This is a genomic window from Pseudidiomarina aestuarii, from assembly GCF_003987355.1.
GTDB lineage: Bacteria > Pseudomonadota > Gammaproteobacteria > Enterobacterales > Alteromonadaceae > Pseudidiomarina > Pseudidiomarina aestuarii.
This window is the reverse complement of the sequence record NZ_PIPR01000001.1, coordinates 1,121,691-1,141,600: the sequence shown is the minus strand read 5'-3', so window position 1 is coordinate 1,141,600 and position 19,910 is coordinate 1,121,691. Positions and strand designations below refer to the sequence as shown.

Below are 19,910 nucleotides of genomic sequence, written 5' to 3'. Positions count from 1 at the left end.
GCCCTTAGTGGCGGGTTTTTTATCTTTGCCGTAGAGTGAGAGTTATGGGCATTGGAGACCTGTTAGATGAAACAAAACATGCAACCCGATTTTGCTGAGGTCAAACGCTTCCTCCTGGATTGTCCGCCGTTTGATGCACTGACGGACGACCAGCGCAATGGTGCTATCGAGCAACTGAAAGCGGCCTATGTGAATGAACATAACGTGGACAAGTTCTTTAATGACTTCAGCCCCGCTCTTTATATGGTGCGATCAGGGGCATTTGATTTGTTGGCGCCCGATGGGCATCTGATTGAGCGATTGGAGTCGCATGATTTGTTCGGGTATCCATCCTTGTTGAGTGGCCGCTCGGTGGTGAATCGTCTGACTGTCGTCGAAGACGGTATTATTTTCATTGTCCCGCAACCGATATTTGATCGGCTGCGTCGTGACAGTAAGGCATTTGAGCAATACTTTATTCGTGCACATAGCCAACGTTCATTAGAAGAAGTCGCCCGGGGGAAGCCGAATAGCCGCCAACCAGTGACCGTTGACCCGTTGCAAACCAGCATTCAAGAGGTCTTGACCCGACCTCCAGTCCAACTCCCCTCTACCACATCGATTCGGGCCGCCGCGCAGAAAATGAGTGATGAGAAAGTAAGCTCTATTTTATTAGTCGATGACGGCGCTTTGGTGGGCATTTTGACCGACCGTGATTTACGCAATCGGGTGATTGCACCTGGATTGAGTTTTGACTTGCATGTCAATGCAGTCATGACCCAGGCTCCTGCAACGGTGTCAGGCAGACAAACCCTCATGGACGCGTTGACGACCATGACCCAGAACAATATTCACCATCTGCCGGTGCTGGATGAGAATGATCAGCCCATGGGCATGATCACCAATACCGACCTGATGCGACAACAACGCAGCGAACCGGTTATGTTGATCAGCGCTTTGAATAAAACGGTAACGCGCGAGCAACTCATTGCTGAGGCAAAGCAAATACCCGCATATATGCAAGCGTTTGCCTCGCGCGCCGCAAACACGACGGTTGTTGGACGGTTGCTGGCATCTCTCACGGATACTATGACGCGCAAACTGATCGAGTTTTATGAGCGTGAACACGGAGTAGCCCCCGCATCTTATGCATGGCTCGCGTTTGGCTCGCAGGGTCGTGAAGATCAAACCTTAAGCTCTGATCAGGACAATGGATTACTGCTGGCCGATGATCTCAATGAGCGGCAGTTGAGCTGGTTTGAAGGCCTCGGCGATTGGGTCTGCTCTGGGTTGGGCGATTGCGGAATTCCCCTATGTCCGGGCAATATTATGGCATCGAATCCAGAGTGTCGCCGCAGTGTTGCGGGCTGGGTTGAGCGTTTCACCCGCTGGACCGAGAGCCCAACACCTAAAGCACTGATGTATTGCCAAATTTTCTTTGATAGCCGTATGGTGGTCGGCAATAAACGCCTATATCAACGCTATCGAGCTGAAGTGGCTAGGCTGGGTCAAAATGAGTTCTTTCTCGGCAATTTAGCGCGGTTACAACGCAATGTGCAGGTGCCACTGGGACTGTTTAATCGTTTTCGTGGCACCGAGTCAGGCAAAGACAGTGATTTAATCGATATCAAGCGCTACGGCATTGCACTGATCAATGACATCGTCCGCATCTATTCGTTGCAAGCTGGTCTGACAGAACCACGAACCTTAGCGCGTTTGGAGCAGTTGTTGGAAGGGCGGTTATTGAATCGTCGCGATAATCAATCGTTAGCGGAAGCTTGGCAGTTTCTGACGCAGCTCCGCTTGCAACACCAGTTGGAAGTGTGGGGCACGGAACAACCGAAAAATGCACTGGATCCCGATCAACTCAGCACGTTGGTTAGGCGTCAACTAAAGACAGCTTTTCGTATTATCGATGAGTGTCAGCAAGGCGTTGCGATGAAGTTCGGACGGTCAGGTTGATGGCCTGGACTCAAGCCGTGCAGCGCTGGTGGCAGCGGCGTCACTTATTAAATCAGCAATGGACGGATGCTCGCTATGTCGTCGTAGATATCGAAACCAGTGGGTTAGATGCTAATCAGGATGTGATGCTGGCAATAGCTTGGATTGAAGTGCACCCGCCGTGTCTCGATTATCAGTCTGCGCGCTACTTTGTTTTGGATTCAACAGCAGACAAGAACCATGATTTAAAGCAAAGTCCAGTCGTGCATGGCCTCGTTCAGCGTGACTTCAATGAAAGTAGCGACAGTAAGTTAGTTTTACACGAACTCGCGCAAGTATTAGAGGACGCCGTGCTGGTGTGCCACCATACCCATTTGGACTGGCAATTTTTGCAAGTTGCGGCGCGTCATCATGAGATCAAGTTGAGTCCCTTAGGTTGGTTCGATACGCTGCAATTTGAATTACGCCGGCTGCGCAATCAGCAACATCATATTCCGCGCGGGAGTTTGACTTTAGCCGCAGCGCGAGGGCGCTATCGACTGCCTGATTATCATGCGCATCACGCTTTTAACGATGCGGTGGCGTGTGCAGAATTGATGTTGGCACAAGGCTATCAATATGCCGGCAGCGCAAAGGCGAGCGTGAAAAATTTGTTACAAGTCGGACGAGTTCGGCTCTAAAGCACGTCAATCAAGGCATGCCGATGTGCAAAAAAACATCAAAATGACGAAATTTTGGAAACTTAGGGAACTTTTTGTGACGCTATTTTGTTTTCAATTAAGTGATTTAAAACAATGATTTATCGTTATTTTGTCACGTTTCAACCCAAGAAAAAGGCTGTTTATCGTACAAATTCATCAAAAAATATTGATTTTTAGCGACTCCCTAGGTTGCTGAACTCGGCTTTTTTGATTAGTATCGGGTACTGATCGGTTGGTGTTTAATTAGCTTTGCAGCGACTTAGACCCCGATCGGAACGAGCACGAAGAGCGTTCACGTGCCAGTTTAAACCTAGTAAATCACTAATAAAGTGGTCCAGGGAGAAGATATGTATACTAACAATAAATTAGCTAAGTCTATCCGCTTAGCTCTTATGTTCGGTGGCGCATCTCTTGCGTTTTCAGGCTCTGCAATTGCGCAGGATCAGTCTGAAGATGAGCAAGCAGAAGAAGCTCAAGAACGTATCACAGTAACAGGTTCACGCATCAAGCGTACTGACCTGGAAGGCGCGGTTCCTGTAACCGTAATCGACCGTGAAGCGATCGACCTGTCAGGTGACATCTCTGTTGCAGACATCATTCGTAACACCACGTTCAACTCAGTCGGTTCATTCCGTCCACAATCTGGTAGCTCTGCACAGGGTGTTTCTCAGGTAGATTTACGTGGTTTGGGTGCTTCACGCTCACTCGTATTGGTTGATGGCCGTCGTTTGACTATGTCTCCATCAACTGGTTCTAGCCAAGATTTGAACTCAATCCCAATCGGTGCTGTAGAGCGTATCGAAATCCTGTCTGATGGTGCATCAGCGGTATACGGTTCTGACGCAATCGGTGGTGTAATCAACGTTATCACTCGTAAAGATTACAACGGCGCACAGCTGACTTTAGGTGCTGGTGAAGTATCAGTTCCACGTGAAGGCGGTGACCGCGAGCAAGGTAGCGTATTATTCGGTTCTTCTGACGCGAACACCCAAGTATTAGGTGGTGTGTCTTGGAACAACCGTGAAATCGTTTATGAAAACGCATACCCATGGGTTGTACCAGGTTCTTCAACCTACGGTAACAACTGGCGTTCAACTGTTACTGGCGCTTTCCAAGGTATTCCTAGCGGCTGTACAGAAGAAAACTACATCCCGACAACTATCGGCGGCGCGCCTCGTTGTCAGTATAACTTCAACGCGACTAACGCGAACGAAGCGTCTTCAGCGAACGAATCATTGTTCATTAAAGCGCGTCACCAGATCAACAACGATTGGGCTTTCTACAGCAATGCTAGCGTTGCAGAAACTGAATCGTTTGGTCGTTATGCACCAGCTCCAGATTCAAACATCTTCTATGATGGCTTGACTACTCCAGCTGACAGCTACAACAACCCAACGAATCCAAATGCGTGGATTTATGATCCAAACAACCCGAATGCAACCACTTATGATCCGTCATTAGTTGGTCCAAACATTCCTGTTTGGTTCTATCACCGTTTCGCAGCAATGGGTAACCGTGACACCACTGTAACCAACAAAAACAAAGACTTCATGCTTGGCTTCGAAGGAATGCTGGGTGATATGGAAGTTGATTTCGGTTACCGCCGTGTTCGTAACAACACAACTGAAATCGGTAACGGTTACTTAGCAGCACAAACTGCGTGGACTTTCGTAAATGATTTCAACCCAGGTTACTGTGATGATGGTTCATTCAACCCAACCAACTGCCGTTATGGTTATGATTTGCAATTCCCAAGTCAGAACCCAGACAACGTTCTAGCTGGTGGTGTTGTAACCACTTCACGTATCTCTGACTTTGACATCGATGAGTACTATGCAAATACCTCTTTCGACGTAACTGAAACTAATGCTGGTATGATCCAAGCATTCGTTGGTTTCGAGCATCGTAAAGAGCGTTATGCTGACCGTTACGACTCACAGTCAGAAGCTGGCTTAGTTGGTGGTTCTGCTGGTAACTCTGCAGGTGGTGGCCGTACTGTAAACGCAGCCTTCTTCGAAGTATTGGTTCCAGTCACTTATGACTTCGAATTGAACTTCGCAGGCCGTTATGACCGTTACTCAGACTTCGGTGGTAACTTCTCTCCGAAAGTTAGCTTCAAATGGTCTATCAGTGATGACATCATTTGGCGTGGTTCATACGGTGAAGGCTTCCGCGCTCCATCGTTGGATATCCTAACTCAGAAAACTTCGTTCTCTGCTGACTTCATTTTCGATGAGAGAACTTGTACTGTGTTAGCAGGCGACCCGAATGCTCAGTGTCAAACTAACGCGTTCTACATTGCGAACCCTGACCTGTCAGCTGAGAACTCAACTCAGTTCGCTACTGGTTTCGCTGTGAACTTGACTGATACTATCAGCATGGCGATCGATTACTACAACATCGAAATTGAAGATCGTATTCGTTCATTCACTTCGCAAAACCTTATTGATGCGCTTGACGCAGGTGACCCAATTCCAGCTGGTCTTGGTGTAACTCGTGATGCGAACGGTGTTATCACTGAAGTTACTGCTGGTTTTGGTAACGAAGGTACGTTAGGAACTTCAGGTTTCGACTTTAACCTCCGCGCTAACTGGGACTTCGCAGATATGGGTTCATTGACTCAGAACCTGCAAATCGGTCACATCCTTGATTACTCAATTGATGGTGGTCGTAACCTAGTTCGTGACTTGGGTGTACCGCGTAACCGCTTGAACTTCAACAACACCTATACGTTGAATGACTTCACGTTCGCGTGGAACTTGAGCTTAATCGGTGATCAGTACACTGATACCGTAGCAGACGCAAACGGCGCTGACGGTGTGTTACGTACTGGCCACTTAGGCTCTTGGGTAACTCACGATCTGCAAGCGACTTACAACACTGCTTGGGATAACAGCTTCACTCTTGGCGTACAAAACGCATTTGAGAAACTGCCAACTCTTGAGCCGTACGGTGGTCGTGACTACAACTACGGCCTGTACAATGGCTGGGGTCGTGTATTCTACGTACGTTTCCAACAAAACTTCTAATCGACTCGTTCGATCAGAATATGAAACGCATAAGCGGGACTTCGGTCCCGCTTTTTTTATGCCTGCGATTCGCTCTTTTATTCCGTGTGGATTATCCCTACACTAGTGCTCTTCTTGTTACTTAAGCTTAGGAATAAAAGATGCAGCATTGGAGTATGTATTGGCAGACAAGTGGTGTACTAAACAGCTTCGCTGAAGGTGATGCGAACCAAGGCTATACTGGCGCAATCAAAAAGTATTGGGATGAAATGTTTGATTCGATTCCGCAGGGTGCAACAATCGTCGATGCTGGCTGTGGGAATGGTGCCTTAGCGCTGTTAGCTTATGATTTTGGCCGTGCTAATCAAAAGGACTTCGTGATTGAAGGGCTCGACGCTGCAGAAATCAATCCCGTCAAACAATTCGAGAAACAACCGGCAGTTGCCAAAAAGCTTAAAGCGATCAAATTCCATTCAGCGACTCCTATTGCAGCTGCCCCTTACACAGCGGAATCTGTGGACGCGGTCATCAGTCAGTTTGCATTTGAATATGCCGAGCAAGGCCCAGCATTGACCAAGGTCGGTGAGATTTTGAAGCCGGGTGGTATGCTCATTACCATGAGTCATCATGCCAGTAGCAAGCTCGTGAAAGACTCAAAAGTCGGTGTAGAAGTACTGACGGCTATTCTCGAGGGAAGTCCATTATTCCAGCAAGCCGATTTGATTATCGATCTAGCCATGCAAGCAATCCCACAGTTGGGTGATGAGGGTTGGGCAAAGTATTCACACAATCGAATTTTGTCGCAATCAACCAAATGGATAATGGACTCGCTGCTACAACGTTTCGATAAGCCTGAGCAGCAAACCTATGTCAAAGATGCAATAGCGCGGGTCGCACGTGTGTTACAGGCCATGAATGGCTCCAACTTGGAACAGGCACGTAAGCAGCTTACCTATGATTATCACGTGCTGGCTGACCATAAGAAGCGTCTTGATGAACAGTTGCAATCAGCCTATGCCAAGAAAGATATTACGGCACTGAAGAAGGCTGCAACCAAAGCAGGTTTAAAACTAGAAGCGGAACCTTTTGATCTAGATGGTGAAGTATTCGGCTGGACCATAACCGCTGAAAAAGCCTAAAAAGCGTGAAGTGCGAATAGCTAATAGATACTAGTTACTAGCAAAACAAAAACCGATCTGTTTTTTCTAGTAGCTAGTAACTAGTAGCCAATAACGTTTTCAAACGACTTGGCGTCCCCGGCAGGAGTTGAACCTGCGACCTGCCCCTTAGGAGGGGGCTGCTCTATCCAGCTGAGCTACGGGGACTCATCTGGTCGTTAACGAAGGGCCAGATGTTTCGATAGGAAATCAAGAATCTTTTGATTTTCAACGAAGCGCTCTTCTTGCGAATACACCGAGTGTCCACCGTCGTGAACCCAAGTTTCAACACTCTTATCGTGCTTGTTGAGCGCTTCTAACATCACTTCATACTGACTAAACGGTGTCCGAACATCGTTACGACCATGAATGAGCAATATTGGTTTGGTAATTTGGTCTGCGAAGACTACCGGTGATACCGCTTCAAGTGCTTTCATATCCGCACCCATTTGACGGTCGAAAGACTTACGAGCTTGCTCGTTCCCAGCACTGTCTGTCGTCGCCCGCAAAAGTGGTAACGAATAAACACCACCGATTGCGACAGCGCATTGATACATATCAGGTTTTTGTGTCAATGCGAGCATAGCGGAGTATGCACCATAACTGCCGCCACTGATACAAATGCGCTCTTTTGCTGCATGACCTTGTTCGATTGCCCATTGTGTAGCGTCGTAAACATCTTGCTGCATCCGCTTACCCCATTGGCCGTAACCACTTGTCATGAATTCTTGACCATAGCCACCTGAACCACGGAAATTGACTTGTAGTACAGCAATACCGCGGCTGGCTAGAAACTGATTGGTACTGTTAAAACCCCAATAGTCGCGGATGCCCATAGGTCCGCCGTGTACCTCGACAACCAGTGGCGGGGTGCGACCAAAACGATCAGGTTTAGGTACCGTTAAATAACCATGTAACTCGACACCATCGCTAGCTGTAAAGCTAAATGGGCGCATCTCTGCCATATCAGAGGTATTTAAGCGTGGACGGGAAGATGCGATATAACTGGCTTGCAAAGTTTCCGTATTAAACAGATAAAACTCGCCAGGGTTTTTATCGGAACGCACTCTAACCACAGCGTATTTCCCGTCGGCGGTGCCATTGCGCAGAAACACCTGCTGATCTGGAAAGGCTTGTTCAAGTGACTTCAGTAGTTTGGCTGATTGCGTATCGTCGACGTAAATACGCTCATATTTACCTGGTGCAAAAGTAACCGCGATGACTTGGTCGTCTAGGTCTGTCTCATAACCACTCACATCAGAAATCGAGTCGTGGGTGATCATGCTTAATTCACCAGTTTTTGTGTCTAACTCATATACTGCGCTAGTCTTCGTCTCAAAGTTTCCAATTAAAAATGCGCGTCGATTATCCGCCGCAAATCCAATAAAACTGACACTATCACCAGGTTGGTAACCTTCTATGGATAAAGGCTTCCAGGATTCTTCTCCGAGCGGCTTGTAATAAAGAAAGAACTCGGGTGTGAGACCATCGTCTTGCGTCTCGAAACCATGTGCAGCGCGCAGGGTTCCTGTGTTGTCGGCTAGAACTTGATTGACTTCATTGGGTTGATCAGCAACAAAGTAAGTACGTCCATCGTTGATATTGAGACGATGGACTTTCGCTTTAAAACCGTCTGCAAAATGATATTTGCTCACGAGAATATGGTCGGGGTCGTCTGGGAGTAAATGGGTCAGATTCATGACGCTTCGTTCTGAGCGGAATAACTCACGGCGATTACTACCGTCAGCGTTCGCGGCATACCAACTGCCTCGTGACGAGGAACCGTCCAAATACCCTTCAACACGCTGACCGTAAAAAATAAAGCGTTCGTCATTAACCCAAGTTATTTGCGAAAACTCTTGTAGCTCACCAAAAGTAAAATTGGCAGTGACCTGTTTATTAGCACGGTCAAAAATCAGAATATTGTCACTGATGCCTTTGGTCGACTTAATAGCAAAGTACTTACCCGTTGGTGAAATAGCTACGTCACTATAGGCAACATCAGAAAAGAAATCTTCAATAGGGATATCTGCGGGCGAAGCGGCGTTGGAAGAATTGATAAATAACGCGAACGCTATCATGCAGGTAGTCAAAAATTTCATGAACAAGAGCCCCGAAAGATCATTTTCTTAAAATAATGGTTCAACATTATGACAACATTGCATAAGAAGTTGAACCTTTTATGTAGCAACAGGCATAAAAAAACCGACCCAAAGGTCGGCTTTTCGTATTCAATGCGTTAAGCGTTTGTTTTACAGTGCGTTAATTTTTGCACTCAAACGGCTCTTGTGACGCGCAGCTTTATTCTTACCGATAAGACCTTTGGTCGCATAACGGTCAAGAATTGGTTGAAGGCTAGTAAATGCCTGCTGTGCAGTCGCTTTATCGCCTGCTTCTACTGCAGCAGTTACTTTCTTCAACAAGGTACGCATCATTGAGCGACGGCTCGCGTTGTGGCGACGGTTTTTCTCCGACTGTACCGCACGCTTTTTCGCAGACTTAATATTAGCCAAGGTGAACTCCTAAAATTCGTTAACTGATCGCGATTGTTTATTAGGGCGGGGAATATGCCCGTTTTCGCGGCTAAAGTCAAGTACGATATTGGCTAATAGTGACTAGTTACTTGCAAAAGACTGCTAAGCTCAAGATCTCAGGGAGGAGTTTGTTTTCATGTATAGAGACCTTAAGGTAATTGAAAAATCTAACGAACTTTGTTGTTCTGTATACGCATTAACGAGGCGGTTTCCTCGAGAGGAAATTTTTGGGCTTACATCACAAATAAGGCGTGCAGCTGTGTCGATCTCAAGTAATATAGCTGAGGGCTGTGGAAGAGGTTCCTATAGAGACCAACTCCGATTTTTCTACATGGCGAGGGGCTCGCTTTGTGAACTTGAAACACAGTTACGTATTGCATTTATGCTTGGTTATACACGAGAAGTTTTTCCAGAAGAAATTACTATTATCATGAAGCTTCTGAATGGACTTATCAGAAGCACGAAGCGACGGGCGAAAGCCGCGATTAGCTAGTAACTAATAGCTAGTTGCGGTTTTGGGGGCACTATGTGGAAATTTATTAAGTACTCATTACTTGTCATCGTGGTTGCTGCGACAGTACTTGTCGTCAACGCCATTTGGTTTAAGCCATTCTCTATGCGGGTGTTTTATGACCGCGTGATGCTAGAGACCGCGATGGATTCACCGCAGTTGTTGACGCAATTGCGAATTTTGGAAGGCTTTGGTATTCGGGGGCACAATGCTGAGCTTGGCGATTTATCGCCAGAAAGCACGACCGAAAGCTATGCCAAGATGCGTGAAAATTACAAAATGTTTCAGTCGTATGGGCGCGATGGGCGTGAGGGCCAAGACCTCATCTCGTACGATATTTTCGATAACTTTATGGGGCATAGTCTCGAGGGCGAAAAGTGGCGTTGGCACGGGTATCCTGTCAATCAACTCTTCGGTGTCCATACGAATTTGCCGAGCTTCTTATCCGACATGCACCAAGTCAATGATGCAACAGATGCGGAATACTACATTAGCCGTTTGAACGCGGTGGATTCATACTTTGAGGGGTTGATGGTTGATCTCGCCATTCGCGAAGAGAAGGGCATTTTACCGCCGACTTTTGTGGTGGAAGCAGTGATTGCGCAAATGGAGAACTTTACCAGTAGCGAGCCGGCTGAGAATGTTTTGGTATCGAGTTTTGTGCGCAAGTTGGAATCTATCGAACTCACTGAGCAAGAGCGTAATGCATTCATAGAACAGGCTGAGCAAGCGGTCGCAGAAGTTGTTTACCCAGCTTACGCGGGGCTGCAGGGTTATTTTGTTGGTGTGCTACCGCAAACCAATAACGATGCTGGCGTGTGGAAGTTGCCTGATGGTGATGCGTACTATCGTTACCAGTTGAAGCAATACACTACGACGGATATTACCGCTGATGAAGTGCATCAATTAGGTTTGAGTGAAGTGGCACGCATTCATGCTGAGATGCGTGATATTTTTGATGATTTGGGGTATCCCAGTGATGTTGCGATTGGCACTTTGTTGCAGCAGCTCAATGAGGATCCACAATTCCTTTATCCAGATACTGATGCGGGTCGAGAGCAGATTCTCAAGGATTATGCTTTGATTGTGGATGATATTTATACCTATATTGACCCCGCTTTCCGTATGCGTCCGGAAGCCGACCTAGAAGTAGTTCGGGTACCGACTTACGCTGAAAAAAATGCGCCAGGTGCTTATTATCAGCGGCCGGCACTTGATGGTTCGCGGCCAGGACGTTTCTTTGCCAATTTGTACGACATCAAAGCAACGCCAAAATACGGCATGAAAACACTCACTGTCCATGAGGGCGTTCCCGGGCATCATTTTCAAATTGCCTTACAACAAGAGATGACTGGACTACCGCTGTTCCGTTCATTCCTGCCTTATTCGGTTCATACCGAAGGCTGGGCGCTCTATACCGAACAGTTAATGGCTGACTTGGGCTTTTACAATGATGACCCTTACGGTGACATTGGACGATTACAAGCGGAGTTATTCCGCGCTATTCGACTGGTGGTCGATACAGGTATTCATGCCAAACGTTGGACGCGTGAAGAGGCCATTGATTACATGGCGAGCAACGGTGGTATGACCATGTCCGATGTGGTGTCTGAAATTGAGCGCTACATTGTCATGCCGGGTCAGGCGACTTCATACAAAATGGGCATGTTGAAGTTTGTCGAGCTGCGCGCGAAAGCTCGTGACACGCTTGGCAGTCGTTTTGACATCCGTGATTTTCATGATGTGATTCTGAAAAATGGCAGCATGCCGTTGCCGATTTTGGAACGCTTGATTGATAACTATATTGCGGAAAAGTTAGCGGCGAACACTGAGGAAGCTGCGGTTGAGTCGTAAGCTTGCCCGTTCGGGAATTATTGTCAGTGCGATGACGTTTATATCGCGGGTGCTTGGTTTGGCCCGCGACGTCGTCATCGCCAACCTCATGGGCGCTGGTGCTGCCGCTGACGTCTTTTTCTTTGCCAATAAGATTCCCAACTTTCTGCGGCGTTTGTTTGCCGAAGGTGCGTTCGCGCAAGCGTTCGTGCCAGTGTTGACCGAATACAAACAAGGGTTCCCCATTGAGGAGCAACGGTTACTGATAGCTCGGGTTGCCGGCACGCTCGGCACATTAGTGACTATCGTGACGCTAGTGGGAGTGATTGCGTCGCCGGTGGTGGCGGCGTTATTTGGAACCGGTTGGTTTTTGGATTGGTATCACGATGGCCCGCAAGGGCATAAATTTGTGTTGGCTTCCGATCTACTCAGAATTACCTTCCCGTATCTTTGGTTTATCACGTTTACCGCCTTGGCTGGGGCTATTCTCAATACCTTGGGTAAGTTTGCGGTTGCCGCCTTCACACCGGTGTTTTTAAACATCGCGATTATTGCTGCAGCCATTTGGCTCGCACCGACACTTGACCAGCCAGAATATGGTTTGGCGTGGGGGGTGTTCTTTGGTGGCTTGATTCAGTTTTTATTTCAAATTCCGTTTTTAAAGCGCTCAGGATTCCTAGTACGTCCACGCTGGGGTTGGCGTGACCCTGGAGTCACGAAAATCCGTACCCTCATGATCCCGGCATTGTTTGGGGTGTCGGTAAGTCAAATTAACTTACTTCTGGATACCTTTATTGCCAGCTTTTTGATGAGTGGATCGATTAGTTGGCTTTACTACTCGGACCGATTACTCGAATTTCCTCTGGGTCTGTTTGGTATTGCCATTGCTACCGTTATTTTGCCTGCGCTCTCCAGCCGACATGTGGATAAGTCTGCCGAAGAGTTCAGTCGCACACTCGATTGGGGGATTCGTACCGTCATCCTACTCGGTCTGCCTGCGATGGCTGGTTTGATTGTGCTCGCTGAACCTATGTTGATGGTGCTATTTATGCGCGGTGAATTTACCGCCAATGATGCACAGCTCGCGTCCTACAGTTTGTTTGCCTATGGCAGTGGTCTATTGAGCTTTATGCTGGTGAAAGTACTAGCAACGGGATTTTATTCGCGGCAAGACACGAAGCGCCCAGTGCGCTACGGCATTATCGCGATGATCTCCAATATGGTGTTCAACATCGTTTTTGCCATTCCTTATGGCTATGTCGGTTTGGCTATTGCAACGTCAATGTCGGCTGCGCTGAATGCTGGCTTGCTCGGTTACAATTTGTGGCGTGACGGTGTCCTGAAACGCTATCCGGGCACACTCACTTATATTGCCAAAGTTACTGTTGCTGTGGCAGTCATGATTGCTGGGGTTCTCTATCTGAATCCAGCCCGTGATTGGTGGCTACAAGCGACATTACTGGACCGTATTTATCAGCTCACCCTGTTGATTGGGGTAGGTGCAGCGGCCTACGGACTTACCCTCCTCATCACCCGCGTAAAACTTCGCTAAGGCGTAGTCGTAGCGCGGGTGAATTGTTATACTCTGCGCTTTGTTTAATCAGCTTGAGCAGTGATGCAACTTATTCGTGGAATTCACAACATTAGCCGCGACCAGCGCGGCTGTGTGCTGACAATTGGTAATTTTGATGGTGTGCATTTAGGGCATCAGGCTGTGCTTGCGCAAGTGAAGCAACAGGCGTTGCAGCGTGGTGTGCCGTCAACGGTCATGACCTTTGAGCCGCAACCCCAAGAATTATTTCAGCCAGAGCGAGCGCCCGCAAGGCTCACCAATTTTCGTGAGAAGCATTTAGCATTGCGAGCGCAGCAGGTGGATCGGCACATTGTTATTGAGTTCAATCGTCAGTTTGCAAGTCAGCCTGCGTGCGAATTTATTGAGAATGTCTTAGTCGATTTGTTGGGTGTGAAATTTCTCGTGGTTGGCGATGACTTCCGTTTCGGTCGTGGCCGAGAAGGCGATTTTAAACTGCTCCAACAAGCTGGAATTGAGTTTGATTTTGAAGTGGTCGATACCCACAGTTATCGCCAGCAGCAACATCGTGTGAGCAGCACAGCTATCCGTGAATTTTTAAAAGCGGGAGATTTCTCAGCTGCAGCAGCGATGCTGGGACGTCCGTATACGCTGTCGGGTCGGGTTGCGCATGGTGAGAAAAAAGGCAGAACCATTGGGTTTCCCACTGCAAATTTGCAGTTAAAGCGCCTACACTCGCCGTTGCAAGGCGTGTATGCTGTGCAGGTAAAGATGGGTAGCAGAACGCTGCCAGGCGTAGCGAATATCGGACGACGCCCCACGGTAAGTGGAGAGCGCGTGCAGCTCGAAGTTCATCTCTTTGATTTTGCTGAATCTATTTACGGTCAGCACATTGAGGTGACGCCGTTGCACTTTATTCGCGCGGAACACAAGTTTAGTGATTTTAATGCGCTGCGGGAGCAAATAACAAAAGACGCCACCGCCGCCCAAATATTTTTCGCTAATGGCTATTAGTTACTAGCTACTAGAAGTAGCCTTGCTTTGTGTTTGCTGGTAGCCGGCAACCACTAGCTAGTAACCAATAACTAATAGCCAATAGCGAGTAGCTATTATCAGTTAAGGAAGTGCAGGATGACCGATTACAAACACACGCTGAATTTGCCGGAAACCGAGTTTCCTATGCGTGGCAATCTGGCCCAACGTGAGCCACAGATGCTCGAGCAGTGGTATGCCGATGATGTCTATGGCCAGATTCGTCAGGCGAAAGCCGGCAAGCCTGTGTTTATTCTGCATGATGGACCGCCGTATGCGAATGGCCAGATCCACATTGGTCACGCGGTCAATAAGATTCTCAAAGACATGATTGTGAAGGCGAAGACGCTCAGCGACTTTGATGCGCCTTACGTGCCAGGTTGGGACTGTCATGGTCTGCCGATTGAGCTGCAAGTAGAGAAGAAGCACGGTAAGCCCGGCAAAAAATTGACGGTTGCTGAGTTTCGTCAGCATTGCCGCGATTATGCATGGACGCAAGTCCAACAGCAGCGCGATGAGTTCAAGCGTTTAGGCGTATTCGGCGATTGGGAAAACCCTTACCTAACCATGAATCCGCAGCAAGAGGCGGACAGTATTCGCGCACTTGGCAAGATTATCGATAACGGCCATTTGCAGCAGGGTTTTAAGCCTGTGCATTGGTGTACCGATTGCGGGTCAGCACTCGCTGAAGCCGAAGTCGAATATCAAGACAAGCGCTCACCAGCTATTGATGTTGGTTTCCCAGTGGTCGATGAAGCCGATGCAGTGGCTCGCTTCAGCCACCCTGAAGGCCATCCGGGTGAAGGGACTGTCAGTGTAGTGATTTGGACCACAACACCATGGACCATTCCTGCCAACCGCGCCATTGCACTCCATCCAGCGTTGGAATACGCACTAGTGCAAGTAGAAGCCACTGCGGAGCAACCGGCGAAGCGTTTGATTATGGCGACTGACTTAGTGAGTTCTGCGATGGCGCGCTGGAACATCGAGCAGTATCACAAACTTGGCTTTGCTAAAGGTGCAGACCTAGAGCTGGTTGCCGTGCAACATCCATTATTGACCGACCAACAAGTACCATTGATTCTGGGCGAGCACGTGACTACTGAGTCCGGTACTGGTTGTGTTCATACCGCTCCAGGCCATGGTGTGGACGACTTTATTGTGGGCAAGCGGTACGACATCGAAGTGTATAATCCGGTTGGTGACGATGGCGTGTACAAGGCGGATACGCCACTGTTTGCGGGTCAGCACGTCATGAAAGCGAACGATAATATCGTGACTGCGTTGCGCGACTCAGGCAACTTGATTCATCACGAGGCCTACAACCACTCGTATCCGCATTGCTGGCGCCATAAAACACCGATTATTTTCCGTGCTACGCCGCAGTGGTTTATCAGCATGGATAAGCAAGGCTTGCGAGCACAAGCGTTGGCAGAAATTAAGAAAGTGCGTTGGGTTCCAGCGTGGGGACAAAGCCGTATCGAAAGTATGGTCGATGGTCGCCCGGACTGGTGTATTTCGCGTCAGCGTACGTGGGGCAATCCAATCGCTATTTTCGTGCGTCGCGACAATGATGAATTGCACCCGCGTACTCTGGAATTAATGGAAGCGGTTGCGCAACGCGTTGAAAAAGAAGGGATCCAAGCTTGGTTCGACCTCGACGCCGAGGAACTGTTAGGTGATGAGGCGAAAGAGTATCGCAAAGTTACCGATACTTTGGACGTTTGGTTCGACTCAGGGGTTACCCATGAAGCGGTCCTAAATAAGACAGCCGGTTTAAGCTGGCCGGCAGATCTGTATTTGGAAGGCTCGGATCAGCATCGTGGTTGGTTCCAATCGTCATTATTGACCGGCGTTGCGATGTATCAGCAAGCGCCATACAAGCAAGTGCTAACCCATGGTTTCACCGTTGACGGGCAAGGCCGAAAAATGTCTAAGTCCATCGGTAATGTGGTGGCACCGCAAGAAGTCATGAACAAGCTAGGTGGTGACATTCTGCGCTTGTGGGTTGCTGCGACCGACTATTCGGGCGAGATGACGGTTTCTGATGAAATTCTGAAACGTGCCGCAGATAGTTATCGTCGGATCCGCAACACCGCTCGCTTCCTGTTAGCGAATATCAACGAATTTGAGCCCACGCGTGATGCGGTTGCACCAGCAGACATGGTAGCGATTGACCGCTGGATTGTCGCACGCGCAGTAGCCTTGCAAGATGAAATTCTAACGGCTTTGGATGATTACCAATTCCATACCGTGGTGCAGAAAATCATGCATTTCTGTTCAATTGAATTGGGTAGCTTCTACTTAGATGTGATTAAAGACCGTCAGTACACCGCAAAACGTGACAGCGTTGCGCGGCACTCGTGCCAAACCGCGTTGTATCACATTGCTGAAATGTTGGTGCGTTGGTTAGCGCCGATTTGTAGTTTCACGGCGCAGGAAATTTGGACCGCTTTGCCACAGACTGATGCAGCGAGCAACAAGCGTTCTGCTTACGTATTTACCGAAAGCTGGTATACGGCTGCGGCGCAGATTGAAGGCATGGCAGTGAGTGCAGAAGAAAATACGCACTGGCAGCAAGTGCTGGAAGTTCGCGATGAAGTGAATCGTGCTCTAGAGCAAGCGCGCCGCGATGAAAAAATTGGTGGTTCATTGCAAGCAGAAGTAACGCTATCTGTGACTACGAAACTAGCGCCTGCGCTACAAATGCTGGGTGACGAATTACGGTTTGCTTTGTTGACCTCAGCGGCGCAGGTGAATGTAGTTGATGCTGCTCCAGCGGGTGCGCAAGCGACTGAAGTGAAAGGCTTGTGGTTACAGGTTGAGAAATCTGAGCATGCGAAGTGCGACCGTTGTTGGCATCACCGCGCTGACGTCGGTGTAAATGCCGACCATCCAACGTTGTGTCAACGCTGCGTAACCAATGTTGAGGGTGCTGGAGAGGAGCGTCAATTTGCCTAATCAACCTTTAGATTTAAAGAAGCGCGCGAGTGGCTTGCGCTTTCTATGGCTGACTTTGCTGCTGATAGCGCTCGATCAAATCAGTAAGCAGTGGGTCATTCGCGTATTTGATTTGTACGAAAGCATTCAAATCATGCCATATTTGAATTTCACGTACGTGCGAAATTATGGCGCCGCATTCAGTTTTTTGAGTGATCAAGGTGGCTGGCAACGTTGGTTGTTTACCTTCCTAGCGATTGCTATCAGCATTGTTTTGGTGATTTGGTTACGTCGGAATCCAGCTAAATTATGGCGCCAGAACTTGGCGTTTGCGCTGATCCTTGCGGGCGCTATTGGGAACGTCATTGACCGAATTATTTATGGTTACGTCATTGATTTCTTGGATGTTTATGTCAATGAATGGCATTGGCCAGCCTTCAATGTAGCGGATATGGCTATTACTTTGGGTGCGATTTTGATGTTACTGGAAGCGTTTTTTGAGCAGCGCGAGAGCAGTCCGGAGTCGCGTTCATGAAAAGTCGCATGGCGATAGAGCATGGCCGTGAAGTGGTTTTTCATTTCACCATCAAACTGAGCGACAATTCGGTTGCCGATAGTACCAAAATGACGAATAAGCCTGCCAAGTGTCGGATGGGTGACGGCTCGCTAACCGAAAACTTTGAAGCCTGCATGATTGGTTTAAAAGCGGGTGATGAACGCGAATTTGAGCTGGCTCCAAAAGATGCTTTCGGGGAACCCAACCCCGACAATGTATACCAAGTCGATGCGACCAAGTTCCCAGCTGATAATAAACCAGAAGTGGGAAGTATATTCACCTTCCCACAGCCGGATGGAACGGAACTTCCAGGTATCGTTCGGGGCATCAACGAGCAATTTGTCACCATTGATTTTAATCACCCACTAGCTGGACAGAGGGTCATCTTCGCAGTAGAAATACTGGAAGTGAACCCGTAACTTAAAAAGCGCTACTAGCTACTAGTTACTAGCTACTAGTTACTAGTTACTAGTTACTAGTTACTAGTTACTAGTTACTAGTTACTAGCAAAGGCTAGATCTGTGTTTTCTAATAGCTAGTAGCCAGTAGCCAGTAGCCAGTAGCCAGTAGCCAGTAGCCAGTAGCCAGTAGCCAGTAGCCAGTAGCTAGTAGCCAGTAGCCAATAGCTAGTAGCTAGTAGCTAGTAGCCAGTAGCCAGTAGCCAGTAACGGTTTTGAGGAGGTAGTATGCACATTTTGTTGGCCAACCCGCGTGGATTTTGTGCCGGTGTCGACCGTGCGATTACCATCGTCGAGCGGGCGCTCGAGATTTTTGAACCACCCATTTATGTTCGTCATGAAGTGGTGCACAACAAATATGTGGTTGATTCTCTCAAGCAGCGCGGCGCTATGTTTGTGGACGAGCTGCATGAGGTGCCTGATGACAGTATCGTCATCTTCTCGGCTCATGGTGTATCGCAGGCGGTTCGTCAAGAAGCTAAAGACCGTGGCTTGCGCGTATTCGATGCCACCTGTCCGCTGGTGACTAAAGTACATATGGAAGTAACCCGCGCGAGTCGGAAAGGGCACGAGTGTGTGCTGATTGGGCATGCTGGCCATCCAGAAGTCGAAGGCACCATGGGTCAGTACAATAATGAGGCTGGTGGCATCTACTTAGTCGAGTCGGTAGAGGATGTCGCAGCGCTTGAAGTGAAGAATCCACAGCAATTGCATTACATGAGTCAAACGACGCTGTCAGTCGATGATACGGCTGAGGTGATTGACGCACTACGGGCGAAGTTCCCTGATATTGAAGGCCCGCGCAAAGACGATATTTGCTATGCCACACAAAACCGCCAAGACGCGGTGCGCGACTTAGCAACGGAAGTCGACGTCTTGCTCGTTGTTGGCGCCCGAAATAGTTCGAATTCGAATCGGCTTCGCGAATTGTCCGAGAAGATGGGTACCCGCGCTTACTTAATTGATGATGCGACCTGTATTGATAAAAGCTGGTTAGACGCTGTCGAAAAGGTTGGTGTCACTGCTGGCGCTTCGGCGCCTGAAGTGCTGGTGCGTAACGTCATCGATCAATTGAAAGCCTGGGGTGGTCAGTCGGTCAACGAACGCAGCGGCAGAGAAGAAAATATCACCTTCTCAATCCCCCCCGAACTACGAGTACAACAACTCTAGTTGCTACAAAAAACCGATACTGGCTACTGGCTATTAGCTACTCGAAAACACAGATCTGGTTTTTGCTAGTAGCCAATAACTAGTAGCTACTCGCTTTTACGCTTTTCATGATGTTAGTTCCAGCAGTTGGCTGGCGTGCGTTGATCGTTTTGATTCAGGGTGAGTGCTTCGCAGCCTGTGTCGTTCGCTTGTCCACCTGTGGCCGTTGCAGTTAATGTGTAGGTTTCAGCGCCGATGTTGCTGGTACTGAAGTTATAGAACTCGCTATTTACAGTAATTGGCAGATCAGCCAAGTCAGCGTATGCTGCATTCCTTAACCGCCATTCTTCTTGTGCCATCTGCATCGTCAGTAATTGACTGATGGCGTCAGCCCGGCGTGCCTCGCGAACATAGTCAACATACGACGGATAGGCAATTGCGCCAATAATGCCGATAATGGCTATGGCAACCATCAACTCAATCAGGGTAATTCCTCGCAACTTATTTTTAACTTGCATTTATTCGCCTTGTCGTAAAATATGTAGGGTAGTTTGTTACTATGCTTAAGTAGTACGCTATT

At 48.3% G+C, this 19,910-nt stretch carries 15 protein-coding genes and 1 tRNA gene; 12 read left to right on the top strand and 4 right to left on the bottom strand.

Annotated elements, in window-relative coordinates:
• Nucleotides 1–66: 66 nt before the first annotated feature.
• The 4 genes from CWE22_RS05285 (at nt 67) to CWE22_RS05270 (ending at nt 6,768) form a co-directional block, all read left to right on the top strand.
• Entirely contained in the window at nt 67–1,941 is a 1,875-nt protein-coding gene (locus CWE22_RS05285; protein WP_244595953.1) for a DUF294 nucleotidyltransferase-like domain-containing protein, read from the top strand.
• On the top strand, nt 1,941–2,600 hold the full coding sequence (locus CWE22_RS05280) for a 3'-5' exonuclease (protein ID WP_169930306.1): 660 nt from the start codon (nt 1,941–1,943) through the stop codon (nt 2,598–2,600). The genes CWE22_RS05285 and CWE22_RS05280 overlap by 1 nt, the downstream gene beginning before the upstream one ends.
• Nucleotides 2,601–2,968: 368 nt before the next feature.
• Nucleotides 2,969–5,650, top strand: a complete 2,682-nt coding sequence (locus CWE22_RS05275) for a TonB-dependent receptor plug domain-containing protein (RefSeq protein WP_169930305.1) — start codon at nt 2,969–2,971, stop codon at nt 5,648–5,650.
• Between the two features lie 140 nt (nt 5,651–5,790).
• Nucleotides 5,791–6,768, top strand: a complete 978-nt coding sequence (locus CWE22_RS05270; RefSeq protein WP_169930304.1) for a class I SAM-dependent methyltransferase — start codon at nt 5,791–5,793, stop codon at nt 6,766–6,768.
• 109 nt (nt 6,769–6,877) lie between these two features.
• Here CWE22_RS05270 and CWE22_RS05265 read toward each other — a convergent pair.
• The 3 genes from CWE22_RS05265 to rpsT form a co-directional block, all read right to left on the bottom strand.
• Nucleotides 6,878–6,954, bottom strand: a tRNA-Arg gene (locus CWE22_RS05265).
• 11 nt (nt 6,955–6,965) lie between these two features.
• Nucleotides 6,966–8,888: an alpha/beta hydrolase family protein gene (locus CWE22_RS05260; protein WP_169930303.1), complete on the bottom strand. Its 1,923-nt coding sequence runs from the start codon at nt 8,886–8,888 to the stop codon at nt 6,966–6,968.
• Between the two features lie 150 nt (nt 8,889–9,038).
• On the bottom strand, nt 9,039–9,299 hold the full coding sequence (rpsT, locus tag CWE22_RS05255; protein ID WP_169930302.1) for a 30S ribosomal protein S20: 261 nt from the start codon (nt 9,297–9,299) through the stop codon (nt 9,039–9,041).
• A 157-nt stretch (nt 9,300–9,456) separates the two neighbouring features.
• Here rpsT and CWE22_RS05250 point away from each other — a divergent pair, with 157 nt between their 5' ends.
• The 8 genes from CWE22_RS05250 to ispH all read left to right on the top strand — a co-directional run bounded on the left by CWE22_RS05250 (nt 9,457) and on the right by ispH (nt 19,351).
• Nucleotides 9,457–9,813, top strand: a complete 357-nt coding sequence (locus CWE22_RS05250) for a four helix bundle protein (RefSeq protein ID WP_169930301.1) — start codon at nt 9,457–9,459, stop codon at nt 9,811–9,813.
• A 33-nt stretch (nt 9,814–9,846) separates the two neighbouring features.
• Nucleotides 9,847–11,685 carry a DUF885 domain-containing protein gene (locus tag CWE22_RS05245; protein WP_169930300.1) on the top strand — a complete coding sequence of 613 codons (1,839 nt, stop codon included), beginning with the start codon at nt 9,847–9,849 and terminating at the stop codon, nt 11,683–11,685.
• Nucleotides 11,675–13,216, top strand: a complete 1,542-nt coding sequence (murJ, locus tag CWE22_RS05240) for a murein biosynthesis integral membrane protein MurJ (protein WP_169930299.1) — start codon at nt 11,675–11,677, stop codon at nt 13,214–13,216. The genes CWE22_RS05245 and murJ overlap by 11 nt, the downstream gene beginning before the upstream one ends.
• A 63-nt stretch (nt 13,217–13,279) precedes the next feature.
• On the top strand, nt 13,280–14,209 hold the full coding sequence (ribF, locus tag CWE22_RS05235; protein WP_169930298.1) for a bifunctional riboflavin kinase/FAD synthetase: 930 nt from the start codon (nt 13,280–13,282) through the stop codon (nt 14,207–14,209).
• A gap of 117 nt (nt 14,210–14,326) precedes the next feature.
• A complete protein-coding gene (ileS, locus tag CWE22_RS05230) occupies nt 14,327–17,188 on the top strand; it encodes an isoleucine--tRNA ligase (RefSeq protein WP_169930297.1) in 2,862 nt (953 codons plus the stop codon).
• Nucleotides 17,181–17,702 (top strand): signal peptidase II, encoded by a 522-nt coding sequence (gene lspA, locus CWE22_RS05225; protein ID WP_244595952.1) that lies wholly within the window; start codon nt 17,181–17,183, stop codon nt 17,700–17,702. Before ileS ends, lspA begins: the two co-directional genes overlap by 8 nt.
• The gene (gene fkpB, locus CWE22_RS05220) at nt 17,699–18,142 is read left to right on the top strand and encodes an FKBP-type peptidyl-prolyl cis-trans isomerase (protein WP_169930295.1); all 444 of its coding nucleotides are present in this window, start codon (nt 17,699–17,701) and stop codon (nt 18,140–18,142) included. Before lspA ends, fkpB begins: the two co-directional genes overlap by 4 nt.
• Nucleotides 18,143–18,409: 267 nt before the next feature.
• Nucleotides 18,410–19,351 carry a 4-hydroxy-3-methylbut-2-enyl diphosphate reductase gene (ispH, locus tag CWE22_RS05215; RefSeq protein ID WP_169930294.1) on the top strand — a complete coding sequence of 314 codons (942 nt, stop codon included), beginning with the start codon at nt 18,410–18,412 and terminating at the stop codon, nt 19,349–19,351.
• Nucleotides 19,352–19,464: 113 nt separating this feature from the next.
• Here the strand turns inward: ispH and CWE22_RS05210 are convergent, their stop codons facing one another.
• Complete coding sequence (locus CWE22_RS05210; protein ID WP_169930293.1) at nt 19,465–19,848, bottom strand: type IV pilin protein; 384 nt, start codon at nt 19,846–19,848, stop codon at nt 19,465–19,467.
• Nucleotides 19,849–19,910: the final 62 nt, after the last annotated feature.